General features: G+C 63.8%; 19 protein-coding genes and 2 tRNA genes. 11 read left to right on the top strand and 10 right to left on the bottom strand.

Going from position 1 to position 24,692, the window contains the following annotated elements; genetic code table 11:
- Positions 1-11: 11 nt before the first annotated feature.
- Together HMPREF9153_RS01000 and HMPREF9153_RS00995 are read left to right on the top strand one after the other, a co-directional pair.
- A complete protein-coding gene (locus HMPREF9153_RS01000; RefSeq protein WP_004808772.1) occupies positions 12-953 on the top strand; it encodes an alpha/beta fold hydrolase in 942 nt (313 codons plus the stop codon).
- Positions 954-1,044: 91 nt separating this feature from the next.
- Positions 1,045-1,117 (top strand) — tRNA-Pro (locus tag HMPREF9153_RS00995).
- A gap of 269 nt (positions 1,118-1,386) precedes the next feature.
- Here the strand turns inward: HMPREF9153_RS00995 and HMPREF9153_RS00990 are convergent.
- The gene (locus HMPREF9153_RS00990) at positions 1,387-1,830 is read right to left on the bottom strand and encodes a DUF2871 domain-containing protein (protein WP_004808771.1); all 444 of its coding nucleotides are present in this window, start codon (positions 1,828-1,830) and stop codon (positions 1,387-1,389) included.
- A gap of 159 nt (positions 1,831-1,989) precedes the next feature.
- Between HMPREF9153_RS00990 and HMPREF9153_RS00985 the strand changes: the two genes are divergently transcribed.
- Positions 1,990-2,060, top strand: a tRNA-Gly gene (locus HMPREF9153_RS00985).
- A gap of 44 nt (positions 2,061-2,104) precedes the next feature.
- Here the strand turns inward: HMPREF9153_RS00985 and HMPREF9153_RS00980 are convergent.
- Positions 2,105-3,352 carry a peptidase T gene (locus HMPREF9153_RS00980; protein WP_004808770.1) on the bottom strand — a complete coding sequence of 416 codons (1,248 nt, stop codon included), beginning with the start codon at positions 3,350-3,352 and terminating at the stop codon, positions 2,105-2,107.
- A gap of 243 nt (positions 3,353-3,595) precedes the next feature.
- Between HMPREF9153_RS00980 and tig the strand changes: the two genes are divergently transcribed.
- From tig to clpX, 5 genes are all read left to right on the top strand, one after another.
- Positions 3,596-5,209: a trigger factor gene (tig, locus tag HMPREF9153_RS00975; protein WP_004808768.1), complete on the top strand. Its 1,614-nt coding sequence runs from the start codon at positions 3,596-3,598 to the stop codon at positions 5,207-5,209.
- Between the two features lie 191 nt (positions 5,210-5,400).
- Positions 5,401-6,657 (top strand): AI-2E family transporter, encoded by a 1,257-nt coding sequence (locus HMPREF9153_RS00970; protein WP_036979901.1) that lies wholly within the window; start codon positions 5,401-5,403, stop codon positions 6,655-6,657.
- 81 nt (positions 6,658-6,738) lie between these two features.
- The gene (locus HMPREF9153_RS00965) at positions 6,739-7,344 is read left to right on the top strand and encodes a ClpP family protease (protein WP_002516946.1); all 606 of its coding nucleotides are present in this window, start codon (positions 6,739-6,741) and stop codon (positions 7,342-7,344) included.
- 7 nt (positions 7,345-7,351) lie between these two features.
- Positions 7,352-8,041, top strand: coding sequence for an ATP-dependent Clp protease proteolytic subunit (locus tag HMPREF9153_RS00960; RefSeq protein ID WP_004808765.1), 690 nt, complete (start codon positions 7,352-7,354; stop codon positions 8,039-8,041).
- A gap of 204 nt (positions 8,042-8,245) precedes the next feature.
- Positions 8,246-9,538, top strand: coding sequence for an ATP-dependent Clp protease ATP-binding subunit ClpX (gene clpX / locus HMPREF9153_RS00955; RefSeq protein ID WP_004808764.1), 1,293 nt, complete (start codon positions 8,246-8,248; stop codon positions 9,536-9,538).
- A 2-nt stretch (positions 9,539-9,540) separates the two neighbouring features.
- Here the strand turns inward: clpX and HMPREF9153_RS00950 are convergent, their stop codons facing one another.
- Positions 9,541-9,924: a hypothetical protein gene (locus tag HMPREF9153_RS00950; RefSeq protein WP_004808763.1), complete on the bottom strand. Its 384-nt coding sequence runs from the start codon at positions 9,922-9,924 to the stop codon at positions 9,541-9,543.
- Between the two features lie 50 nt (positions 9,925-9,974).
- Here HMPREF9153_RS00950 and HMPREF9153_RS00945 point away from each other — a divergent pair, with 50 nt between their 5' ends.
- On the top strand, positions 9,975-13,235 hold the full coding sequence (locus HMPREF9153_RS00945) for a S41 family peptidase (RefSeq protein WP_004808762.1): 3,261 nt from the start codon (positions 9,975-9,977) through the stop codon (positions 13,233-13,235).
- 468 nt (positions 13,236-13,703) lie between these two features.
- On the opposite strand, the gene valS is transcribed toward HMPREF9153_RS00945, so the two are convergent.
- The 7 genes from valS to zwf form a co-directional block, all read right to left on the bottom strand.
- The gene (gene valS, locus HMPREF9153_RS00940) at positions 13,704-16,319 is read right to left on the bottom strand and encodes a valine--tRNA ligase (RefSeq protein ID WP_004808761.1); all 2,616 of its coding nucleotides are present in this window, start codon (positions 16,317-16,319) and stop codon (positions 13,704-13,706) included.
- A gap of 110 nt (positions 16,320-16,429) precedes the next feature.
- Positions 16,430-17,224, bottom strand: coding sequence for a DsbA family protein (locus HMPREF9153_RS00935; RefSeq protein WP_004808760.1), 795 nt, complete (start codon positions 17,222-17,224; stop codon positions 16,430-16,432).
- Positions 17,225-17,309: 85 nt separating this feature from the next.
- The gene (locus HMPREF9153_RS00930; RefSeq protein ID WP_004808759.1) at positions 17,310-17,813 is read right to left on the bottom strand and encodes a DoxX family protein; all 504 of its coding nucleotides are present in this window, start codon (positions 17,811-17,813) and stop codon (positions 17,310-17,312) included.
- A gap of 100 nt (positions 17,814-17,913) precedes the next feature.
- Positions 17,914-18,705 (bottom strand): DsbA family protein, encoded by a 792-nt coding sequence (locus HMPREF9153_RS00925; RefSeq protein WP_036901346.1) that lies wholly within the window; start codon positions 18,703-18,705, stop codon positions 17,914-17,916.
- A gap of 111 nt (positions 18,706-18,816) precedes the next feature.
- Complete coding sequence (gene pgl, locus HMPREF9153_RS00920; protein WP_021107629.1) at positions 18,817-19,551, bottom strand: 6-phosphogluconolactonase; 735 nt, start codon at positions 19,549-19,551, stop codon at positions 18,817-18,819.
- The gene (locus HMPREF9153_RS00915) at positions 19,551-20,480 is read right to left on the bottom strand and encodes a glucose-6-phosphate dehydrogenase assembly protein OpcA (protein WP_004808756.1); all 930 of its coding nucleotides are present in this window, start codon (positions 20,478-20,480) and stop codon (positions 19,551-19,553) included. Before HMPREF9153_RS00915 ends, pgl begins: the two co-directional genes overlap by 1 nt.
- Positions 20,481-20,489: 9 nt before the next feature.
- A complete protein-coding gene (gene zwf, locus HMPREF9153_RS00910) occupies positions 20,490-22,064 on the bottom strand; it encodes a glucose-6-phosphate dehydrogenase (protein ID WP_004808755.1) in 1,575 nt (524 codons plus the stop codon).
- 261 nt (positions 22,065-22,325) lie between these two features.
- On the opposite strand from zwf, the gene HMPREF9153_RS00905 reads away from it, so the two are divergent.
- A complete protein-coding gene (locus HMPREF9153_RS00905) occupies positions 22,326-23,312 on the top strand; it encodes a heme o synthase (RefSeq protein ID WP_004808754.1) in 987 nt (328 codons plus the stop codon).
- Between the two features lie 42 nt (positions 23,313-23,354).
- The gene (locus tag HMPREF9153_RS00900; protein WP_004808753.1) at positions 23,355-24,626 is read left to right on the top strand and encodes a sialidase family protein; all 1,272 of its coding nucleotides are present in this window, start codon (positions 23,355-23,357) and stop codon (positions 24,624-24,626) included.
- The last annotated feature ends 66 nt before the right edge of the window (positions 24,627-24,692 follow it).

The following is a 24,692-nucleotide window of genomic DNA, read 5'->3' as shown; positions in this document are numbered from 1 at the left end:
AGGGGGTTGTCATGAGTGAGAATGCTGAGGCCAGCTGTTCCAACGGGTGCGGTCACAAGGTTCTTGACTCTGCCCACGACGCCTTGACATCGGTTCGGGAGCTGGGCGGACGGCCAATTCGAGTTGTCTACGACGATGGTGAAGGGCCCGATCACAATGTCGACGACCCGGTCATCCTCCTCATGGCTGGCGCCGCGGCGTCGAGCGACTTCTGGAAACCGGTGGTAGATCGTTTGCAGGACCTCGACGTCATCACCTATGACAGACCAGGGCTCGGTGGAACGCTATGGCCCGGACGCTATCCGGACCTCGACGAAGAGGTCGCCAGCCTGAGGGACTTGGTCGGGGTCATTCAAGGGCATTGGGACACCAAGGAACCACGGAAGGTCATTCTCGTCGCCCACTCCATGGCGGCTTTCCATGCCGAGGCCTTCACCCGTATCCATCCTGACGTCGTCGCCGGAATCATACTCGTGGACCCGTCGGTGGAATGGCCGACTCATCCTCCGCGCGAACACAGCATTGCGCTACCCAAGGCCGTCCACAAAGTGATGGATTCGGTAGTGGGTTCGTTGGGCCGCGCCGCTTTTGCCGTTGGCGTGGTGGCACAGACGATGAGGTCCGGGAAGTTGGTGTGGCACCAATTCCACGAGCATCGGCTGTACCGGGTTTACGGAAGTCCTGACGCCATGGCGATGGCGGTAGCTGAGTGGATTGGCTACGACCGGCAGGCGTGGGACCTCATGGCCGTTCGTTCAGACCATCCATGGCCGGGGCTGCCCACGGTGCTGCTGTCAGCGGTGTATTCGGGTCAGGAACAGGAGCTGGAGCTTCACGAACGTCTGGCCCCGATGCTCGGCGCGAAGTTGGTCGTCGTTGAGAACTCCCATCACCTCATGATGTTGGATCGCCCTGAAGTCATCGCCGACGCCATCCGATCGGTGTCGAAGTAACGGAATTGGCGTTGGAGAGGTGTCTCATTGGCCGAGCGACGGGGTGTTCCACTAAGCTGTCGACGTTCTCGTTGCGATGGACGTGATGAGACGGGGCGTAGCGTAGTGGCTAGCGCGCCTGCTTTGGGAGCAGGAGACCGCAGGTTCGAGTCCTGTCGCCCCGACCCTGTTCACCCTTGTCACAACGTTTTGTGCAGCGGGTATGGCCCTATCCAGAGCACGATGAACGGCTCTGGTGATTTCTCCACGGCCGCTGTGACAAGGGGAGATCTGTTCGACTGAGTGAATGGTCCATGTGCTGTTGGCGGACCCACGTTGACGGGCTGCTACGAGAGGCTGGCGCGTGGAAGACCCGACAGAACGGTTCACGACCGGCTCCACGACAAACGGCGCACCCCGAGGAATGCGCCGTCGCCGTGGAGACGTGGAGAGATCAGGCCTGCTGATCAACCTGACGGTTGGTAGCTGAAATCGATTTGAACAGGGCCACCATGAGCCCGACGAGGCCGACAGAAAGGCCAATGTGCCCGAGGCCGGCCATGCCGGAGATGGCAGGGGAGACGTCAGTGCTGCCATTGACCTGCATGATGCCGTGCACCACGAGCATCGCGATGGTCAGCAGGAGACCGAGGTTGAATCCCCAGAAATAGGTGGCGAAGGCGCCCCGGTGTGCCGACAGGGTGAAAGCTCGCTCCAGGAGCAGCACGATGAGGGTCAGTATGAAGCCCAGCGCCAGGCTGTGGGTGTGCACCACCTTGAGCTGGGTCCAGCCGGTGAAATCGTGGGCCTTGGTGAACTCGCGGTAGAACACTCCGCCGACCAGGCCAATGACCAACCAGGTCGCCGCGCAGGTTGCAAGCTTCTTCAACGGTGTCATGAGGCCATCACATCATGGGAATCAGCTGTGGACATGGTCCGAAAGGTTGATATCTGGGTGACGAGCGGACGAGTTCAGGACGTTCCGACCTACCGTGCCACGACGGATGTGACGTCAACGGTCAATCCATGTATGCTGTCGGGGTCCCGTTGGGGACATGCGGATGTAGCTCAATGGTAGAGCCCCAGTCTTCCAAACTGGCTACGCGGGTTCGATTCCCGTCATCCGCTCGCTGATCGCCCCGAGCTGTCTGGCTCGGGGCGAATTTCTTTTGTCAGCACGAGGCTCCCCGCATCAGCTCCATGACGACCTGATGGCTGCGTTCCAGACTCGGCAGCGGCAGGAATTCGCATCGGGAATGGAAATTGTGGGCGCCGGTGAAGAAATTCGGGGTGAAGATGCCTTGGGTGGACAGCCAGGAGCCGTCGGTCCCACCACGCATTGACCGGTGGATGGGCTCGACTCCCACGGTCGACATGGCTTCGAGCAATCGTTGGGCAGCGATCGCGTTGTCGGGGGTCTTGGAGTCCTCGAGATTGGCATAGACGTCCTCGAAGGTGACGTCGATCCGCGCCCGAGGATGAGCTGCGCGCACCTGCTCGACGACATGTCGAATCTCGTCCTTGCGCTCCTCGAAACGGGCGCGGTCGTGGTCACGGATGTTCAGATCAACTGTCGTCGCCGACTGGTCGCCGTGGATGGCGTCGACCCAGATGTAGCCCTCGCGTTCCTTGGTGCACTCCGGAGTCTGGGCCGGGTCGAACCTCCCGATGAGGTCGTGGGCAACGAGGATGGGATTGACCAGAACGCCAAATGCGCTCATCGGATGGGCTGCAACTCCCTCGATCACCACCGTCGCGTAGGCGGCGTTGAAGGTGGCCTCGACCACCTCACCGAGCTCGCAGCAGTCCAGGGTGTACGCCCAGTCGACCGGGAATCGCTCGAGGTCCATCGTCCGTATTCCGCGCAGTCCGATCTCCTCATCGGGTACGAAGGAGAGGTACACCTCCGGATGGGGCCGCGGATCGGCCATCAATGTGACGACAGCCTCCATCACCGACGCCACACCAGCCTTGTCGTCGGCCCCCAGCACGCTGGTTCCGTCGGTCACCAGGATGCGTTGGCCCACGTAGGCGTCGATCTCTGGGTGTTCCTCACGGCGGATCCACTGGTCACCACCCAGGTGGATGTCCCCACCGGTGTGTTCGATGATCCGGGCGTGGACGTCTGGGCTGAGGCCGGAGTCGGCGGTGTCGAGGTGGGTGCAAAAGCCGATTGTCGGCGCCTTCGTGCCATCAGGCAGGGTTGATGGGATCCGTGCCGTCAGCACGCAGGTGTCGCTGAGATGAATGTTCTCGACCCCGGCATCCTCGAGTTCCACGGCCAGCAACCGCGCAAACTCCCACTGCCCCTGCGAGGAGGGAACGACGGTGGCGGAGGCGTCACTCTGACTGGATATTGCGCTGTAGCGCAGGAAACGAGTGGCGAGAGCGTCCTGGAGTTCGATGGATGCAGTGGTCACGGCGGGCTTCCTCTCATGGACGAATGCACGGACGAATCATCATCGGGATCATTCCAGAATCTGCGTGCGGCCGAGGGGAATAGTCGGCATGGGCGTGGTGACACTGGAAAAACGCGGGTAGCGGACCATCAGATCAACTCGAAGGCGTCTCATTGGCTCGCATGCCACCACATCGCTAGAATCGGATGGAATGTGTGTTCCCTGAAACGGGGACGACAGAATCGGAACCACAGGAGAAACTTCGTGCCCAGCACCCTTGAGAAGCTCAGCACCAACCGTGTGAAGCTCACGATCGAGATGCCCTTCGATGAACTGAAGCCCAGCCTTGACAAGGCCTACAAGGACATTGCCGCCCAGGTGAATGTCCCCGGCTTCCGCAAGGGAAAGGTGCCAGCTCCGGTCATCGACCAGCGTTTCGGCCGCGGAGTCGTCCTTCAGGAGGCCATCAACGACGCGCTGCCTGCCGCTTACGGCAAGGCCGTCGAGGAGAACAAGGTCGTTCCCCTTGGTCAGCCCGAGATCAAGGTGACCAAGCTGGAGGACGGCGAGGTCGTCGAGTTCACCGCAGAGGTGGACGTCCGTCCTGAGTTCGACCTGCCTGATCTCTCCGCCATCTCCGTCGAGGTGCCCGCCGTCGAGGTGCCTGACGAGGACGTCGACGAGCGCGTCGAGACCCTGCGCCAGCGTTTCGCCACCAACACTGAGGTCGAGCGCGCTGCTGCCAAGGATGACCTCGTCACCATCGACCTGGCTGGCACCCGCGACGGTGAGGCCTTGGAGGACGCCACCGCTTCCGGCGTCACTTACAAGGTCGGCTCCGAGGGCATGCTCGAGGGACTCGACGAGGCGGTCACCGGTCTGAAGGCTGGCGAGTCCGCCGACTTCCACTCCACTCTCGTCGGTGGCCCGCTGCGCGGTCAGGAGGCCGACATCAAGGTCACCGTCACCAAGGTCTGCGAGCAGGAGCTCCCGGCCGTTGACGATGACTTCGCCCAGCTCGTCAGCCAGTTCGACACCGTCGATGAGATGCGTGCCGATCTGCGCACCGCCCTCGAGAATATGGCCCGTCTGGATCAGGCTGCCGACGCTCGCGACAAGGTCCTCGAGGAGGTCATCTCCAAGATTGACATCGAGCTGCCGACCGCCCTCGTCGACGCCGAGCTTGAGGCCCGTCGTCAGCAGGTCAGCCAGCAGCTGACCCAGGCTGGTATGACGGTCGAGGAGTATCTCGAGGAGTCCGAGGAGGAGGCCGACAACGCCGACGACTTCTGGGCTGAGATCGAGAAGCGCTCCCTCGACGCCCTCAAGGCTCAGGTCGTCCTCGACAAGATGGCTGACGACGACGAGATCGGCGTCGAGCAGAATGAGCTAACCGAACTGCTCTTCCGCAAGGCTCAGCAGAACGGAACTTCCCCTGAGGAGGAGGCCCAGCACATGATGCAGCACAACCACCTGCCCGATTGGATGCAGGAGATCCGTCGTGGCAAGGCTCTGGCCTCGATGGTCGGTACTGCCACCGTCAGGGACTCGAAGGGTGAGGCCCTCGAGCTCGACCGCATCCAGCCCGACGGCACCATTGCCGACAAGCCGGCGGAGACCGAGAACTCCGACGAGGAGGCCGAAGGCAAGGCTGAGGCTTCCGCTGAGGAGGCCAAGGCCGAGAAGAAGTCCGCTGCCAAGAAGCCCACTGCGAAGAAGGCTCCGGCCAAGAAGCCCGCTGCCAAGAAGACGACCTCCAAGAAGCCCGCCGATAAGGACAAGGCTGACGAGAAGCCTGCTGCCAAGAAGTCGGCCGCCAAGAAGTCGACTGCGGCCAAGTCGACCAAGTCGGCGGCCAAGGAGGACAAGTCTGAGTGACGATCCGGGACGGCAGTCCCCTAGGATCGACATGATCCGTTGATGACCGGCGTCGTGCGGGTTTTCCGCGCGGCGCCGGCTTCACGTCAACCTGAGGAAGTCCGATGAGCAAACGCCCCTCACGCACCCCACGGCCTCGACGCCGGATCTCCGTTGCTCCCGCCACCCGTCAGTTGCGCAATGTGCGCCAGATGGTGGCCGACGACATCGCGGTGGCCCGTGCTGTCGAGCGCGGCGAGGTCGAGACCGACGAAGCAACGCTCGAGGAGCAGCCGGCCCATGGCGCGACGAGCGCCAAGATGGCGGCTGAGTCCGGTCTTCAGCCTCAGCCCAAGGACGAGGAGAAGGCCAAGGCTGCGTCCAGCAAGCACGGTTTGCCCAAGGTCACGATCGTCCTTCTCACCCTGGCTGCAGCGTGGCTAGGACTGAGCTTCCTCCACGAACTCTCCAGCGTCATTGCGCCGCTGTTCTTCGCTCTGAACCTGCTCATCACGGCCTACCCGATCCACACCTGGCTCGTGAAGCACAAGTGCCCGAGGTGGATTTCCGCCACATCAGCCGGCACCGTCGTCGTCATCGTGTTGGCAGCGGGATTGGCTGGAATGGTGTGGTCGGTCGCGGCCATGATCAACCAGTTGCAGAGCTACATCCCGCAGATGGAGAAGACCTACACCCAGCTGTTGAACTGGTCGACGCAGCTCGGCTACTCCCAAGAGGTCATCACCGAGAAACTCAAGAAGATTGATCCTCAGCAGGTGATGTCGGTCGTGACATCCTTGGCCTCGGACACCACGAGTGTGGTGACGATGATCGTCGTCACCCTGACGGGCATGATCTTCATGGTCATGGACACCCCGCAGATGCACGATCGTCTTCGTCTGGCTGGTAAGCGGAAACCCGACGTCGTCATCGCCCTCGAGTCCTTTGCCAGCGGTATTCGCAAGTACTGGCTCGTCACGACGGTGTTCGGTCTCATCGTTGCGCTCTTCGACTGGGCGGCCCTGCTCATCATCGGTGTCCCTCTTGCCGGGGTGTGGGCGTTGTTCAGCTTCCTGACGAACTACATCCCGAACATCGGCTTCATCATCGGTGTCATCCCGCCGGCCCTGCTGGCTCTCTTCGGCGACGGTTGGGTTGCGGCACTTGCTGTGATCATCGCTTACTCCGTGCTCAACTTCGTCATCCAGTCCATCATTCAGCCGAAGTTCGCGGGTGACGCCGTCGGCCTGACTCCGACGATGTCCTTCGTCTCCCTGTTGTTGTGGGGCTGGGTCTTCGGTGCGCTGGGAACCCTCATCGCTCTACCGTGTTCGCTGCTCGTCAAGGCGACCCTCATCGACCACGACCCGGGCGCCCGGTGGGCCAATGCCCTCATCTCCTCCCGACCTACTGAGGGTCTTGAGGACAACCCGGACGAGGAGCATGCCGACCTCGTCGAGGACCGCTGAACGCGAAAGCCCCTGGAACTGTCGTTCCCACAAGGTAGGTTCAAAATCGTGAATCACAACACTTCGATCACTTCCCAGGGCATGCCCGCCATGGCCGGCCCCGAGACCGGCGGTGCCGGGATGACCGACAACGTCTACCAGTCGCTGCTGCGCAACCGCATCGTCTTCCTTGGGTCCGAGGTCAAGGACGAGAATGCCAACGCGCTGTGCGCCCAGATGTTGCTGCTCAACGCCGAGGATCCCGAGGCTGACATCTACCTGTACATCAACTCCCCGGGTGGCTCGGTCACCGGCGGAATGGCGATCTACGACACCATGCAGTGGATCTCCAACGATGTCGCCACGGTGACGATGGGTATGGCTGCCTCGATGGGCCAGTTCCTGCTGACTGCCGGTACCCCCGGCAAGAGGTACGCCCTGCCGCATGCCAAGATCCTCATGCATCAGCCGTTGGGTGGCGTCGGCGGTACCGCCACGGAGATCGCCATCAACGCCAAGATGCTCAAGGACACCAAGCGGGAGCTCTCCCAGCTCAATGCCGATCACTCCGGCCACACCCTGGAGCAAATCCTCGAGGACTCCGACCGTGACCACTGGTTCACCGCTCAGGAGGCTCTTGAGTACGGGCTCATCGACCACGTCTACAGCAACGCGTCGCAGCTCCGCGGCGACGCCCCCAATCAGTGAGGTGACCATGGGATTCAACGCCTTTGACAGGAGTCGGCTGGCCGCCTTGAACGCCGAGCAGGCCGAGCAGGCTGCTCCCGGTGGGCTGGCCCCGGCAGGTCCGCGCAACGACTACTACATCCCGCAGTGGGAGGAGCGCACCTCTTACGGCGTGCGTCGTGTCGACCCATACACCAAGCTGTTCGAGGACCGCATCATCTTCCTCGGCACCCCGGTGACCGACGACATCGCCAATGCCGTGATGGCTCAGCTGCTGTGCCTGCAGTCGATGGATGCCGATCGCCAGATCAGCATGTACATCAACTCGCCCGGTGGCTCCTTCACCGCGATGACGGCGATCTACGACACCATGAACTACGTGCGTCCCGATGTTCAGACGATCTGTCTGGGTATGGCGGCCTCGGCTGCGGCCGTGTTGCTGGCGGCCGGGGCGAAGGGACAGCGTCTGTCCCTGCCGAACTCGACCATTCTCATCCATCAGCCGGCGATGGGTCAGGCCACCTATGGCCAGGCCACCGACATCGAGATCCTGGACGACGAGATTCAGCGCATCCGCAAGCTCATGGAGGGCATGTTGGCTGATGCGACCGGTCAGAGCGTTGAGCAGGTGTCCAAGGACATCGACCGCGACAAGTACCTGACCGCCCAGGGCGCCAAGGAGTACGGCCTGATCGACGACGTTCTCACCTCTCTGTGAGGTCGCCGGACGAGTTCTCGTCCGGCGCGTGGTGGCCCTCGAGTCTCGAGGGCCACTGCAGGGTTCGTTGTCGTCACCCAACACGGGGAGGCGACAACGACGGGGTAGATACCGTCCACGACTATGGTGGACGGCGCACAGCTCGGGGAACGAACGCCCGGAGGGGCGTGACGATGTTGGCCTGCCGACAAGGAGGAGAGCCGGATGGCGCGGATTGGTGAGAGCGGGGACCTCTTCAAGTGTTCCTTCTGCGGAAAGAGTCAGAAGCAGGTCAAGAAGCTCATCGCTGGCCCCGGGGTTTACATCTGTGACGAGTGCATCGATCTGTGCAACGAGATCATCGAGGAGGAGTTCTCCTCCTCTGAGGAGGTCGGTGGCCTCGACGAGCTGCCCCGTCCTCGTGAACTGTGTGAGTTCCTTGACGCGTGGGTGATCGGGCAGGAGGAGGCCAAGCGCACCCTCTCGGTGGCTGTCTACAACCACTACAAGCGAATTCAGTCCGAGGTCGACGTGCCGCACGCCCGCCGCGCCGAGGACGATGGGGTGGAGCTCGGCAAGTCGAATATCCTCATGCTCGGGCCGACGGGTTGCGGCAAGACCTATCTCGCCCAGACGATGGCTCGTCAGCTCAACGTTCCCTTCGCGATGGCTGATGCCACGGCTCTGACCGAGGCCGGCTACGTCGGTGAGGACGTCGAGAACATCCTGCTCAAACTGCTCCAGGCCGCTGACTTCGACGTCAAGCGTGCCGAGCGGGGAATCATCTACATCGACGAGATCGACAAGGTGGCTCGCAAGTCGGAGAATCCGTCGATCACTCGTGACGTCTCTGGTGAGGGGGTCCAGCAGGCTCTGCTGAAGATCCTCGAGGGGACGGTCGCCTCGGTGCCTCCTCAAGGCGGACGCAAGCATCCCCAGCAGGACTTCATCCAGATCGACACCACCAACATCCTCTTCATCGTGGGCGGCGCCTTCGCTGGTCTGGAAGACATCATCACGAAGCGGATCGGCACCCGTCCGCTCGGGTTCAACAACGATCCAGGAGTTCGCGACGTCATCGAAGGGCCGGAGGCCTTGAGCCTGGTCCGCCCGGAGGACCTTCACGAGTTCGGGCTCATCCCGGAGTTCATCGGTCGCCTGCCCATGGTCACGGCCGTTCATCCGCTGGATCGCCACGCCTTGGTGCGTATCCTCACCGAACCGCGCAACGCCCTGACCCGTCAGTTCGAGAAGCTCTTCGAACTCGACGGCGTCGAGTTGACCTTCACCGACAGCGCCCTGGAAGCGATAGCCGACGAGGCCGTGGCCGGGGGGACCGGTGCTCGCGGTCTGCGGGCCATCATCGAGGAGACCCTCATGGACGTCATGTTCGACGTACCCTCCCGTGATGACGTCGCTCGCGTTGTCGTGACCCGCGAGGCCGTCACGGGGGAGGGGAAGTGCCAGTACCTGTCCGCACCGAGCTTGGCGCACGGGCGAGGACGGTTGTCGGCCTGACCTCAGTGCTCGTCGAGAACCTCGGCAAGCAGCTTGTCAGCCCGTTTTTGCAGGTTCGAGACGGACTTGCGGCGTTCCTTGCCGCGTTGCACCTTGACCAGCGGAATGCGGGACGCGATGTCGTTGGCCTCGTCGCGCCATTCCTGGGCCTTGGAGCTGGGCGAGCGGTCGGCATACTCCAGCACGCGATCCACGGTGAGCTGTACCCGTCCCAGCGCCGTCTTCGAGGTCGCCGACTTACGGGCCTTGTCGTAGCCTGATTTCGCCCATGCCTCGGCACGGCCGTCCGTGTTGATGGAATCCCACAGGTCCTTGGCCAGCGGTGTTCCGGCGGCTATGGCCGTCTTGACGAGCTTCGACTTCGCGGACTTTCGCGTACCTGCCACGGGGGTTACTCCTCCTGTTGCTTTCCTGACAAAACGGTACCCTGACACCTATGGCAACCGGATATCTGCGATACCCCGATGTCCACGGTGACCTCGTGGTTTTCACTGCTGACAACGACTTGTGGTTGGTCCCCGTCCTTGGAGGACGGGCAAGTCGGCTCACCAGCGATCACGTCATGGTCCGTAATCCTCGTTTCAGTCCGAATGGCACGAAGATTGCGTGGACCTCTTACCTGGGTCAGCGACCCGAAGTCTTCGTCATCGACCTGGCCACGGGCGATCAGCGCCGGCTGACCTGGCTGGGAGCTGCTCGCAACCTCGTGGTGGGATGGCAGGACGACGAGCACGTGGTGTTCTCGTCTCCGCATCAGACCAATGACATCGGTCTGTCCTGGCTGTACACGGTCTCCCTGAACGGCCACGTCGAGCGTCTTGGATACGGGCCAGGAATGGACCTGGCCGTGAACTCGGACGGTGCCGTCGCCGTCGTCACCCCGAACTCCGGAGACTGCTCGCGCTGGAAGCGCTATCGCGGTGGCACTGCCGCCCAGATCTGGCTGCGTCCTGCCGGGGCGGGCAGCTTCCTGCGCGTGCTGCGGGACGGCAACGACGACCACGACGGTCGCTACGCCGCCGCTGGACGTTACGGAGTTGGCTGGGTCGACGGTCGACTCCTCTTCAGTTCCGACATGAGTGAAGACGACTGCCCGCGCTCCCAGGCCCAGATCTGGTCGGTCGACGGTCAGGGCCATGACCTGCGTCAGCACACCCATCACAGCGAGGATCAGGGTTACGTTCGCGACCCTCGTACTGATGGAAGGACGATCGTCTACCACGCTCACGGTGCGCTCTGGGCAATGACCGGCCTCGACGCCGAGCCTCAGCGTCTCGAGATCGATCTTGGTGTCGGAGCGCCCCAGCGTGTTCCACTGGACCCCACCGACCGTCTGGAGGCCGTCGTCTCCGACCACGGCGGCGACGGATCCCTGCTGGAGTGGCGGGGAGCTGCCTACTTCCTCACCCACCGTTCCGGCCCGGCTCGAGCCCTTTCGGCAGCAGACGGAGTCAGGATCCGTGAGCCGCGCGTTCTTGGCCAGACTGGTCAGGGGGTGTGGGCCAGCGACGTCGAGGGAGAGGACTGCCTCGAGATCGCCAATCTCGACGGCACCGGCGATGTCCATCGTGTGGCGCAGGGGCAGATCGGTCGTGTACTGCACATGGCACCAGCCCCCGATGGTACGAAGGTCGCCCTCGTCAGCCATGACGGTCGCATCCTCATCGTCACCATGGCCGACGATGCCGTCCGCCAGATTGCGAATTCCCCGGAGGGCGAGGCCAGCGGTCTGGTGTGGTCCCCGGACTCGCGCTATCTGGTGTGGCGTTCACCGGTTGCCTCCGGAGACGCCATGATCGGTCAGATTCGTTGCTGGGACGAACAGGGGATGGGGGAGTCCTTCGCCCTCACTCGCGGTGCATTCGACGACTCATGCCCGGTCTTCACCGCCGACGGCAAGTACCTCGTCATGCTCTCGGCGCGCACCTTTGACCCGAACTACGACGGCCAGACCTTCGACCTGTCCTTCGGACACACCCAGCGTCCGTGGTTGGTTCCGCTGAGCGCCACCGAGGTGTCCCCCTTCGGTCCGTCCTCCCAGGGATGGCAGATCAGCGAGGTCCAGGACGCCAAGGCCAAGGCCACCGCTGAGGCTGGCAATGACGACGACAAGACTCCCGAGGTCGTCTGCAACCTCACCGCTGATGGCTTCGAGGAGAGGATGGTGCCCTTCCCGGTGCCCTCGGGCTCCTACCGCGGACTGGCGGCGGTCAAGGATGGCCTGGTCTGGATCGAGATCGCCGATCGCGGTGGCGAACTCGGAGCTACTCGTGCCGGTGTCAGCGGGGAAGTCCCCAGCGACGTGTTGTGGCACTACAACCTCGTCAACCGTCACCTCGACAAACTCTGCGAGCACGTCGACTCCTACTCGGTCTCCGGCGACGGGGAGCGTCTGGTGGTGCATTACAAGGATGACGTCATCGTCGTTCCCTCCTCCCACAAGGTGGACGACGACGACCCGGCGTACATTCGCGTCGACCTGTCCCGGCTGCGTCGAACCATTGATCCGCGTGCCGAGTGGCGTCAGATGTTCGACGAGAATGGCCGCCTGATGGCCAGCCACTACTGGCGTGAGGACATGAACGGCGTCGACTGGGCCGGCGTGCTGAATCGGTACCGTCCGCTCGTTGATCTGTGCCATGCCGTCGACGACCTCCACGACATCCTGTGGGAGACCGTCGCGGAGCTCAACACCTCGCACTCCTACGTCTCTGCAGCGGGGGCTTCCGGTGATCCCGACATGCGTGCGGGTCTGCTGGGCGCGGACGTCAGCAGCGAGGGCGATGGGGCCAGGGTCGTCCGCGTCGTTCCCGGCGAGTCCTCGGACCCGCGCGCCTGGTCCCCGTTGCGGGCAGCTGGGGTCGCAGTGGCCGACGGTGACGTCGTCGTCGCGGTGGATGGCCGCAAGGTTGGCGTTGACGGCACCCTTGGCGAGCTCCTGGAGGGATCCGCCGGACGGGTCGTCGAGCTGATGGTACGCCGGGGTGAGGATCAGCGGCAGGTCGCCGTCGTGCCGATGGCCGACGAGGCCCCGCTGCGCTACCACGACTGGGTGGCGTCTCGTCGCCGCTATGTCGAGGAGCGCTCGGGCGGACGACTCGGCTACCTGCACGTGCCGGACATGGTGTCCGACGGCTGGGCCGAGCTGCACCGTCAGATCAACGAGGCGACCAGCCATGAGGGCGTCATCACCGACGTGAGGTTCAACCACGGTGGTCACACCTCCCAGCTGGTCGTCGAGAGGTTGGCTCGCAAGGTCGTCGGATGGGACTTCAGCCGTTGGTGCGAGAGCCCTACCACTTATCCGCAGAACGCGGTGCGCGGACCGATCGTCATGGTCACCAACCAGTGGGCCGGGTCCGACGGTGACATCGTCTCTGCCGCGACCCAGACCATGGGATACGCCAAGGTCATTGGTGAGAGGTCGTGGGGAGGCGTCATTGGAATCGACGGCCGGTTCGATCTGGTCGACGGTACCGGTGTCACTCAGCCCAGGTACGCCGGCTGGTACGGCAACTACGGCTGGGGAGTGGAGAACCACGGCGTCGACCCCGACATCGTCGTGACCGTCTCCCCGGAGGATTGGGAGTCCGAGAAGGACGTCCAACTCGACGCGGCCATTGCCGAGTGTCTGCGGCAACTCGACGAGAAGCCGGCTTCGACGCCGCCCGAGTTCCCCGGACCGGTCTTCGGCTGATCATCTCAACGCACTTCGGCCCCCGCACTTGAGCAGGTGCGGGGGCCGAGTCGTGCTCCAGGCGTGCGAACAGGCGGTGCGTGCGGCCAGTAAGGGAACTCGCGGCAAACCTCCCGTAGTTACCGCGTTCGGATTCCGACACCCGCGATGACCGGAGGAACAGGTCAGGGGAGGCGGTGGCGGACCGCATGCCAGGATCAGGACAGGTTCGGGTCTGCCGGTCGACGCGGCTCTTGCGCACATTCGCGCCCGAGGAGGCCGTCCGGGTGACGATCGGGGCCAGACCATGCGAGAGCACCACGGCCGTGATGAGGTTCGGCATCGGAAGCCGGGGTGCTGTTCCATGGCGTCGCGGCGCAGGCCATGACGGCGCACCGGCAGATTCTGGGGCCGAGGCGCCAGTGTGGCCCTGAGACGCAAAAACGACGATCGCCGGCGCCAAGATGGCACCGGCGATCGTCCATGGGATCACTTCTTGCGCTTGGCCGGGGGCTCACCCAGCTCAGCGTCGAGACTCAACTCTTCGCCGCCCTCGACGAAGGTGAAGGACTCAGTCTTGGACACCTTGGTCAGATCCGATTTGACGGCTTCGAGGTTGGCGATGACCGACGCCGGGGCGCTGATTCGGGCCGAGAGGATCGGGGTGCGCATCGGCACCTTGTGGGTGGACTTCACACCGCGCAGCTCGATCAAGGCGGCCGAGACGTCAGTCATGAGGTCGACGTCACCGTCAGCCGGCACCTCGTCGGCGGTCGGCCAGGACGAAGTGTGCACCGATCCGTCCTTCCACCAGCTCCAGACCTCCTCGGTGACGAAGGGCAGGAACGGGGCGAACAGACGCAGCATGACGTCGAGTGCCAGACGCAGGGCCGTCCGGGCGCTCAGGGCACCGGCCTCGTCGGTCCCTTCGGAGTCGTAGGCGCGCTCCTTGACCAGCTCGAGGTAGTCGTCGCAGAAGGTCCAGAAGAACTGCTCGGACACCTCAAGGGCGGTGGTGTAGTTGAACTTGTCGAAGGCATCAGTGGCCTCCACGACGAGTTGGCGCAGCCCGGCGAGCATCGCCAGGTCGGCCGGGTTGGTGATGTCGGAGACCTGACCGCCCTCACCGAAGCCCAGGACGAACTTCGAGGCGTTGAGGATCTTCATGGCTAGACGGCGACCGACCTTCATCTGGGCCTTGTCGAAGGGGGAGTCCATACCGGGCCGGGCCATGGCAGCACGCCAGCGCACGGCGTCGGCACCGAACTCCTCGATGATCTCGGTCGGGACGACGGTGTTGCCCTTCGACTTCGACATCTTCTTGCGGTCGGGGTCGGTGACGAAGCCAGAGATGGCGGCGCGCTTCCACGGCAGGACGCCGTTCTCCAGATGCGCCCGCACCACCCGCGAGAACACCCAGGTACGAATGATGTCGTGGGCCTCGGGGGCGAAGTCCATGGGGAAGGTCTTGGCGAACAGGTCGGCGTCGCGCTCCCAGCCAGTGACGATCTGGGGGGTCAGGGAGGAGGTGGCCCAGGTGTCCATGACGTCCGGGTCTCCGATGAAGCCGCCAGCAACGCCACGTTGGGACTCCTCGTAGCCGGCCGGTGCCTGGGAGGCCGGGTCGACTGGCAGGGCCGACTCCTCGGGCAACAACGGGTGGTCGTAATCGGGCTCGCCGTCGGCGTCCAGCGGGTACCAGACCGGGAAAGGAACGCCGAAGAAACGCTGACGGCTGATGAGCCAGTCGCCGTTGAGGCCCTCGACCCAGTTCTCGTACCGGTGACGCATGTGCTCGGGCACCCATTCGAGTTCCCGGCCACGCTCCAGCAGCGCCTCGCGCAGGCCGGCGTCACGTCCGCCGTTGCGGATGTACCACTGACGGGTGCCGATGATCTCCAGCGGCTTGTCGCCCTTCTCGTAGAAGTTCGCCTTGCGCTGGGTGGGCTTGGGCTCACCGTCCATCTCGCCAGACTCCACCAGAGCCTCGACGACGAGCTTGCGGGCGGTGAAGGTGGTCTTGCCGGCAATGGCCTCGTACCTGTCGGCGGAGCCGGCGTCGATGATCCACTGCGGGGTCTCACCGAGGACACGTCCGTCGCGACCAATGATGGTACGAGTCGGCAGCTGCAGCTCACGCCACCACTGGACGTCAGTGAGGTCACCGAAGGTACAGCACATGGCGATACCGGCGCCCTTGTCCATCTCGGCGGCGGTGTGAGCCAGGACCGGGACCTCGACCCCGTACAGCGGAGTGGTGACGGTGGTGCCGAAGAGGTGCTGGTAGCGCTCGTCATCGGGGTGGGCGATGAGGGCACAACAGGCGGCGAGCAGCTCGGGTCGGGTGGTCTCGATGAAGACGTCACCGTGACCGTCGGTGCGGTGGAAGGCCAGCCGGTGGTAGGCGCCGGGGTAGTCGCGGGCCTCGAGCTCGGCCTGGGCGACGGCCGTGGAGAAGGTGACGTCCCACAGGGTCGGGGCGTCGTTCATGTACGCCTCGCCGCGCGACAGATTGCGCAGGAAGGCCAGCTGGGCGATCCGCTGGGACTCCGGGGAAATCGTCGTGTAGAGCTGGTTCCAGTCCACCGACAGACCGACCGAACGCCACAGGTCCTGGAAGGTCTTCTCGTCGACGGCAGTCAGCTCGACGCACAGCTCGACGAAGTTCCGACGGCTGATTGCGACCTGATGCTTGGGGTCGGGCTTGGCCGGCGGAGTGAAGTCCGGGTCATAGGGGAGCGAGGGATCGCAGCGCACACCGTAGTAGTTCTGTACGCGTCGCTCGGTCGGAAGACCGTTGTCGTCCCAACCCATCGGGTAGAAGACCTTCTTGCCGCGCATCCGCTGGTAGCGGGCGACGGTGTCGGTGTGGGTGTAGGAGAAGACGTGACCCGGGTGCAGGTGTCCGGAGACGGTGGGAGGCGGGGTGTCGATCGAGAACACCTGGTCACGGGAGTCCACCGCGGTGGCGTCGAAGGCGTAAAGCTGCTGGTCCTCCCAGACCTGACCCCACTTGTTCTCGAGGCCCTCGAGGACCGGCTTGTCAGGTACGACGCCACGCGTCGGGGACGTAGCGGATGAGGGCGCAGAGGTCTGTGAGGTCATGTTCCAAACTCTAATGTTCGACTCGGACAGGTTGCCAGGCGAGCGGCGTTCGCCACCCGCCTGGATTTGGGCTGGTCAACCGGCCGCCGGGAGCCAGCGGCCGGTCACAATCAGTGGGCCTTCTTGATGGCCTTGAGGAGTTCGTCGGCAGAGGGGACGGCCTGGAAATCTCCCCAGCCCTCCCACGGCTTGCCGTCAACGAGGAAGGTCGGGGTACCAGCGCTGCCGAACTTCTGCAGCTCCTGAAGGCCCTGGTCACTGCCATTCTTGACGAATTGCTCGGTCTGCTTGTTGTCGTAGACCCGCTGGAAGGTCGTCAGATCCTTGCCGGTGATTCCGGCCTCGGAGGCGAACTCCTTGCGCAGCTGCTCGTCGGTGTAGCCGGCGCCCTCCTCCTTGGGCTGATGGGAGTAGACGACGTCGTGGTAGGCCTCGTACTTACCGACGACATCGGCCGCAGCCGCCGCCATCGCGGCGCGGGACGAGGAGTCGTTGCGCAGGTTGCGATCCAGGAAGGTCAGGGTGTGGTACTGCAGCTTGATCTCGCCCTTGGAGGACAGATCATTGAGCGGCTTGCCGAGCAGATCCTCGGCTCCCTTGCAGGCCGGGCACTGGTAGTCCTGGAAGACCGTCACCGTCGGAACGCCGTCCTTCGCCTTGTCCTTGTTCAAGGTGTAGACGCCGTCCTTGGTGGCTGAGGGGGGAGTGATCTGGCCGGTGGTCGGCACGTCGTCGGACTTGTGGTTGAGCCCAAGGACGACAGCGACGACGACGGCCGCCACAATGACGACTCCAGCAATGACGCCGATGATCCGACGACGTTTCTTCGCTGATTCCTGGGCCTCTTGCTGGGCGCGCAGGGCATCCCGCTTCGAGGTGCTGGCGGTTGACTTCTTGTCAGCCATCGGTTGAGGTCCCCTCATGCAATCAATGATGTGTCGCACATGATGGTAGCCGGTCGGCCAACCACCGCCGTATCCCGCTCGCGTATCAGCTGTTGATCCAGCGGTCCACGCACAGGGCGGTGCGGGGGCGCACGACCAGCCAGACGCCGCACAGCGCAAGGCCGAGATCACGCAGGATGTCCAGGGCATAGGTGCGCTGGGTGTGGGCCCAGCTGCGTTCGACGGGCCCACCGTTTCCGAAGCAACCGCAGTCCAGGGAGATGTGGCGAGCCCACACCGACGAGATACCGATGATGAAGACGACCATGGCCAGGGTCCCGAGCAGCCCGGACCACCGCGTCGCAATGCCGAACACGAGCATCAGTCCGACGATGATCTCGAGGACCGGCATCGCCCAGCCCACGACGGGGGCGAAGTCCCACGGAACGATCTGGTACGTGCGAACTGACCAGATGGTCGAGTCGATGTCGGTCGCCTTGATGATCCCTGCGACCAGAAGAGTGCCACCGAGGATGATCCGGGCCAGAAAGCCCACCCAGTCACGGACCTTGGCGGATCGCGACGACGGCTGAGAGTCCATGGCTGCCATCCTAGTTGGGTTCCCTGGCCGCGATCTGTGGGTCATCCGCCCTGCGGACGGCGAATTGCCGTCGGCGTGGGCGATCAGATGTCCGCATTGGTACCGAAGGTCACTTGGCCGCGTCGATGGCCTTGAGGAGCTCGTCGGGAGTGGGGTTGTTGCCGAGCTGCTCCCACCCCTCCCACAGCTTGTCGTTAACCGCGAAGGCTGGAGTTCCAGGAACATCGAGGTCTTGCATCTTGTGAAGGCCCTTGTCATTGGCCTCGTTGACGAATTGTTCGGTCTGACGGGTGTCATAGATGTGCTGGAACCGGGTGAGGTTCGCACCGGTGATTCCGGCCTCGGAGGCGAATTCCTTGCGCAACTGGTCGTCTGTGTAGCCGGCGCCCTCCTCCTTGGGCTGATGGGAGTAGACGGCATCGTGGTAGGCCTCGTACTTACCGACGACGTCTGCTGCGGCGGCTGCCATCGCAGCGCGCTGAGAGTTCTCACCCTCGATTCTCTGGTCGAGGAAGGTCATGGTGTGGTATTGGAGCCTGATCTCTCCCCTGGTGGACAGCTCGTTGAGCTGCTTGCCCAACGCGTCCTCAACGGCCTTGCATTTGGGGCACTGGTAATCTTGGTAGACCGTCACGGTGGGAGCGTCCTTCTTCACCTTGTCCGGGTTGAGGGTGTACACGCCGGTCTTGGTGGCCGAGGGTGGGGTGATCTGTGTTGACGAGGCGCTGCCGTCGGACTTGTGGTTGATGCCGAGGATGACGGCGAGAATGATGGCTGCCACGACGACCCCGACGATGACGGCGATGATCCGTCGACGCTTCTGGGCAGCTGCCTGAGCTTCCTGCTGGGCTCGCAGCGCAGCGCGTCTCGAAGTACTTGTCGGGGTCTTCTTGTTCGTCATCGGTCCGGGGATCCTCTCACACATGGCCAGCTGACACCCTTGATGGTAGCCACCGCTCCCAGCGGCTGTCGGGATCGTCCCCGGGCGGGGCCAGCCAGGTGGGCGTCGGCGTCAGAGCGAGCAGTTGTACCGCGGCAACCCGATCGAGGCGTCGTGGTCGACCATCCAACTCGTCTCGATCGTGCCGTTGGCCCAGGTGGCCGGCAGGGAGTCATCCCCGGCGAAGACCTTCTCGACGGCGTCTGCCTTCTCCGACCCGCTGACGAGGAACCACACCCGCTTCGACCGATTGATGACCGGCATCGTCACCGAGAGACGGTCCGGCGGGGGCTTCGGAGCATCCGTGACGCCGACAGCCAGTGCGGTCGTCGTGGGATTGAAGGAAGGATGGCCCGGGAAGAGTGATGCGACGTGGCCGTCCGGGCCCATTCCGAGCAGACAGATGTCGAAGACCACGTCGCTGAGTTCCTGGGCGTAGGAGTAGGCGGCCTCGTCGGGATCGGCCTTGCCATCGGCGGCCGGCATGACGTGGGTCTTCGAGGGGTCCAGCCGGATGGCGGCCGACAGCAGAGGCAGGGCCTGCAGGGAGTTACGGTCGGGGTGGCCGGTGGGGATGAACCGATCGTCACCCCACCACACGTGCAACTGGTCCGGACGGATCTGGGTGCACTCGGGAACGTCACCCATCGCGGCATAGACGGTATTGGCGATCCGCCCCCCAGTCAGACACAGGTCGATGCGTTCCTGGTCGGCCTGCACCTTGACGATGGTCTGGACGAGACGGTGGGCAACGCCTTCAGCCAGTCCTTGGGCGGATCGGTATCGCATGAGTCGTCGGTTCGTCATCATTCATCCCCATCACTCGTCGACGAGACACGGCCAGCTCCGTCGTGAATCTCGGCCATGACAGCGGTGAAGACCTCATCGGAATCCAGGCGGCGAAGCTCCTCGCCGATGAGCATCTGAACCTCACGGCGGTCCAGGGCCACACCACGAGCAGGTTCACCCGGAATCCGGTAGACGGCATACCGACCGCTGCGGCGTCGAATCTCGATGTCGCCGCCGGATGTCGACATGACGATGGCCGAGATTCCGGGGGCATCCGTGGACACCCTCTCCACCGGAACACCGAGCTGGAGCCCCAACCAGGCTGCCAGCAGCATGGCCGGTGCGTTGCCGGCGGCCGATTCCACCCGGGCAGCCCTGACGGTGGCGGGATGCTGATCCAGAGCAGCGGAAGCCAGCGCTCGCCATCCCGTGGTGCGAGGCCAGCAGAGGTCAGAGTCGCCTGGCGACAGATGGGCGGCACGTCGTGCCAACGTCCTGCAGGGATCCTTGTCAGCGGCCGAATCAGTGATGCGGCGGTCAGCCAGGGCTCCGACGGGATCAGCGGCGAGATCGTCGGGACCCGAGAAGGGCCACCAAGCGATGACGGGGGAGTCCGGTAGTAGCAGCGGAAGGATGACCGAGGCCGGTCGCTTGGCCATGGCTCCGGAGAACCGCAGCACGATGACCTCTCCGGGAGTTCCCTCGCCAGCGTGTACCTCGGCGTCGAGCTTGTCCTTGCGGGAACGGGTCGTGACCACCATGAGAAGACGCGACGGGTGCTGACGAGCAGCGTCTCGGGCAGCATCGAAAGCGGCGTCGAAGTCGGAGGAATCGCAGACACAGATGAGGGTGTGAACCAATCCGGAACCGGACCCGACGGTGCGACGGGCCTCCACGATGGCGGCGCCGATCTTCGACGCGGTGGTGTCGTTGAGTGTGACGATCATGTCTCCTCCTCAGGGTCTGCGCCAGGCGAAGCCGCCCCGGGCGATCATCTCGTCAGCCTCGGACGGACCCCAGCTGCCGGACGGATAGTCGCACGGGGGAGTGTCGGACTCTGTCCAGAAGTCGAGCACCGGATCGAGGATCTTCCACGCCAATTCGACCTCCTCGTGCTGGGGGAACAGCGGCGGATCGCCCAGCAGGACGTCGAGGATGAGCCGTTCGTAAGCCTCTGGGCTTGCCTCCGTGAAGGAAGATCCGTAGGCGAAGTCCATCGTGACGTCGCGGATCTCCATCTGGGTGCTCGGCACCTTGGCGCCGAAGCGCAGGGTGACTCCTTCATCGGGCTGAATTCGCAGGACGACGGCGTTGGTGCCCAGGGCCGCAGTGTCGGAGAACGGCAGGTGTGGGGCTCGTTGCAGGTTGAGGGCCACCTCGGTGACCCGTCTCGGCATCCGCTTGGCGGTGCGCAGGTAGAACGGCACTCCTGCCCACCGACGGTTGTCGATGGTCAGCCGGACGGCTGCGTAGGTCTCGGTACGGGAGTGCGGATCGACGCCGTCCTCCTCGAGGTATCCGCGTACCCGTTCTCCTCCCTGACTACCGGCAACGTACTGCCCGCGGCAGGTCTGGGTGGCCATGTCCTCAGGGGGTTGGATGGCGGCCAGAACCTTGGTCTTCTCGGCACACAGCTGCTCGGCGTCGAAGCTCGTCGGCTCCTCCATGGCGGTCAGGGCCATGAGCTGTAGCAGGTGGTTCTGGATGACGTCACGGGCAGCCCCGATGCCGTCGTAGTACCCCGCTCGCCCCGCAATGCCGATGTCCTCAGCCATGGTGATCTGGACATGGGAGACGTAATGGTTGTTCCAGATGGGCTCGAAAATCTGGTTGGCGAACCGGAACGCCATGATGTTCTGGACGGTTTCCTTGCCCAAATAATGGTCGATGCGGAAGATCGACTCCGGGCTGAACGCGCTCCCGACGATCTCGTCGAGATCTCGCGCGCTTTCCAGGTCATGGCCGAAGGGCTTCTCGATGACGACCCTGCTCCAGTGGGAGGAGTCGTAGCCGGTCATGCCGTGGCGCTTGAGCTGGCTCACCACGGACTCGAAGGACTTCGGCGGGATCGACAGGTAGAAGGCATGGTTGCCGCCCGTTCCGCGTTCCTCGTCGAGCTCGCGGATCGTTCCTGCCAGTCGCTCGAAGGCTTGGTTGTCGTCGAATTCGCCGCGAACGAACCGGATTCCCTCGAGCAGTTGTTCCCACACCTCCTCGCGGAAGGGGGTACGAGCGTGCTCGGCCACCGCGTCATGAACGACCTTGGCGAAGTCCTCGTCCTTCCAGTCGCGTCGGGCGAATCCCACCAGCCCGAACCCTGGTGGCAGCAGGCCGCGGTTGGCCAGGTCGTACACGGCCGGCATGAGCTTCTTGCGTGAGAGGTCGCCGGTGACACCGAACATCACCAGGACGCACGGGCCCGCCACGCGGGGCAGCCTGCGGTCGGCTGGATCGCGTAACGGATTGATGCGATCGCCGCGCAGCCTACTGGTCGCCCTGGTGGCGCTTCCTGAAGCGTCTCGACCCGCCACCTCACCCGTCCTTCCGAAACCGGTTGTCATGATGCGGAACTGAGGTTCTACCAGCCCAACGGTAGTCGGTCGAGCTGTTCGGCTGGTTACCGTGTTCAGCGACAGGCGGACGGATATGTCCCGTTGCCGCACTCGACGATGAGGACATCCTGGGCAGGAAAGCCTAAAATCGTGAGGACGACCTTTCGCGGCACACCCTGTCTCACGGGTGTACCACGCCCAGAGGCGGTCTCAGCACATCTTCCGATTTCGAAGGACACCGTGAGCAACCAGACGACGCACGTGGCGACGGCGCCAGCCTCGCAGCGTCCCGACCCTGTCGAGACGAAGGTGGAGCAGACGCAGGAACGTACCCGACTGTCGGCCCGCGACGTCGTGGGTGCTTACATTTCCTTGACCAAGCCGCGCATCATTGAGCTGCTTCTGGTGACGACCCTGCCAGTGATGTTCCTGGCGTCCCACGGGTTGCCCAAGCTCGGGCTGGCTGTCGCGACGATGCTTGGTGGTTTGCTTGCTGCGGCGGGCGCAAACGTCTTCAACTGCGTCATTGACGCCGACATCGACGAGAAGATGCGCCGGACTCGGCGTCGCCCCCTGCCGCGCCATCAGGTGCCGCGTCGGAGTGCCTTGATCTACGGAGTGGTCCTCGGTGTCGTGGCCACCCTCGTGTTGGGATTCGGTACGAACTGGTTGTCGGCCGTCCTGGCTCTGGTTGCCAACCTTTTCTACGTCTTCGTCTACTCGATGCTCCTCAAGCGTCGTACCTGGCAGAACACGATCTGGGGTGGTATCGCTGGATGCTTCCCGCCCCTCATCGGCTGGACAGCCGTCACCGGACGTGTCGGCTGGGAGCCCCTCGTTCTCTTCCTCGTCGTCTTCTTCTGGACCCCGCCGCATACTTGGGCATTGTCCTTCCGCTACCGTGAGGACTACCAGGCCGCCGGTGTGCCGATGCTCCCGGTGGTCAAGGGGGCACCAGCGGTCGCCATCCAGGTTCTCGTCTACACCGTCGCCACCGTTGCGATTTCCCTGGTGTTGTGGCCGGTGGCCCAGATGGGGTGGGTCTACGGCGGCGTCGCAGTACTCGCAGGTGCGGTCTTCATCCTCGAGGCCATCCAGCTACTGCGGCGTGCCAACGCTGGTCTACGTGACGCTCTGTTGAAGCCGATGCGCCTGTTCCACTGGTCGAACACCTATCTGTCCCTGCTCTTCCTGGCCATCGCGATCGATCCGCTCATCCATCTGTGACGGTCAGTGGCGTCGGCTAGCCACGACCCGGCGAGGCCATCGATGAATACAGGAGTTTTCGTGAGGATCGCTCGCAGGGTGTTACCCACCCGGACCGAGCACGTGTGGCCAACGGCCATGCCAACGCTTCCCCCTGACCTGATCGTCGCGGGTCCTGCCGAGATGACCATGGGGCCGACCGTCGACATCGCTGCCAACGGTGGTGGTCTGTTCCACCGGATTCCGGCCCTAGCCTGCGCACCGAACGGTGACTTGCTGATCGCTTTCGACCGTCGTCCTGACAGCGCGGACGACGCGCCCAACCCTAATTCGGTCGTGCAGAGGCGTTCGCGTGACAACGGCCGTTCATGGGAGTCTGAAACCGTCATTCATGGCGGAGTTCCCGGATCTGCCAAGGTGGGATATTCCGATCCGTGTTACCTCGTCGACAACGCCACTGCCGAAATCCACAACTTTCACGTCATCTCGTACGACAGGGGATTCGGCGACTCGCAGGCAGGGGCCGACCCAACCGACCGCAACGTCCTCCACGTCGAGGTGTCGACCTCACGCGACAACGGCCACACGTGGACCCATCGCGACATCACCGACGAGATCACAACCGACTCGACCACGACGAGCCGGTTCGTCGCGTCAGGACAGGGGATCGCCATCCTCCACGGCCGTTACCAGGGACGCCTCGTCGCGCAGATGACAGTGCGCAATGCCGCAGGACAGCAGGCTCAGTCCATTTACTCCGACGATCACGGGGTCACGTGGCAGGCCGGGGAACCCGTGGGCCAGATGATGGATGAGAACAAGGTCGTCGAGCTTTCCGACGGAATTCTCATGCTCAATTCGCGCGACGCCAATCGTTCCGGACACCGCAAGGTGGCTTATTCCCATGATGGTGGGGAAACGTGGGGAGTGGTGTCCCTGGTCGATGACCTCGTGGATCCCACCAACAATGGCCAGATCTTTCGTGCTTTCCCGAACGTCCACGAAGGTTGCGCTCGAGCTCGCGTTCTGCTCTTCACGAATTCGTGTCACGCCACTGACCGGGTGGACGCCACCCTCTCCGTCTCCTGCGATGACGGACGAACCTGGCCCACTCATCAGCTCTACATGCCCGGTGAAGTCGGATACACGACCGTTGTGGTGCAGGCCGACGGACGCCTCGGAGTGGCGTGGGAGCGCAACGGCATCCACTTCGCCACGCTGACGACTGGTTGGCTGGATTCCGTCTGCCCGGAACCCGAAGACGCAGAGGACGCCGACGATCTCGGTGAGCGACCGCACGTGCATCCCACTGCTCTGCCCAACGTCGGAGTGTGACCAGTCACCAGCGTCCGCCCCGGGTCGGACCTTGCCTCTGGCCCTCATCGAGAGGAGCGTATTTCG

It is taken from the genome of Cutibacterium avidum ATCC 25577 (assembly GCF_000227295.1).
In the GTDB taxonomy this organism is placed as follows: domain Bacteria; phylum Actinomycetota; class Actinomycetes; order Propionibacteriales; family Propionibacteriaceae; genus Cutibacterium; species Cutibacterium avidum.
The sequence above is the reverse complement of the archived record's forward strand: the minus strand, read 5'-3'. Positions and strand labels throughout refer to the sequence as shown.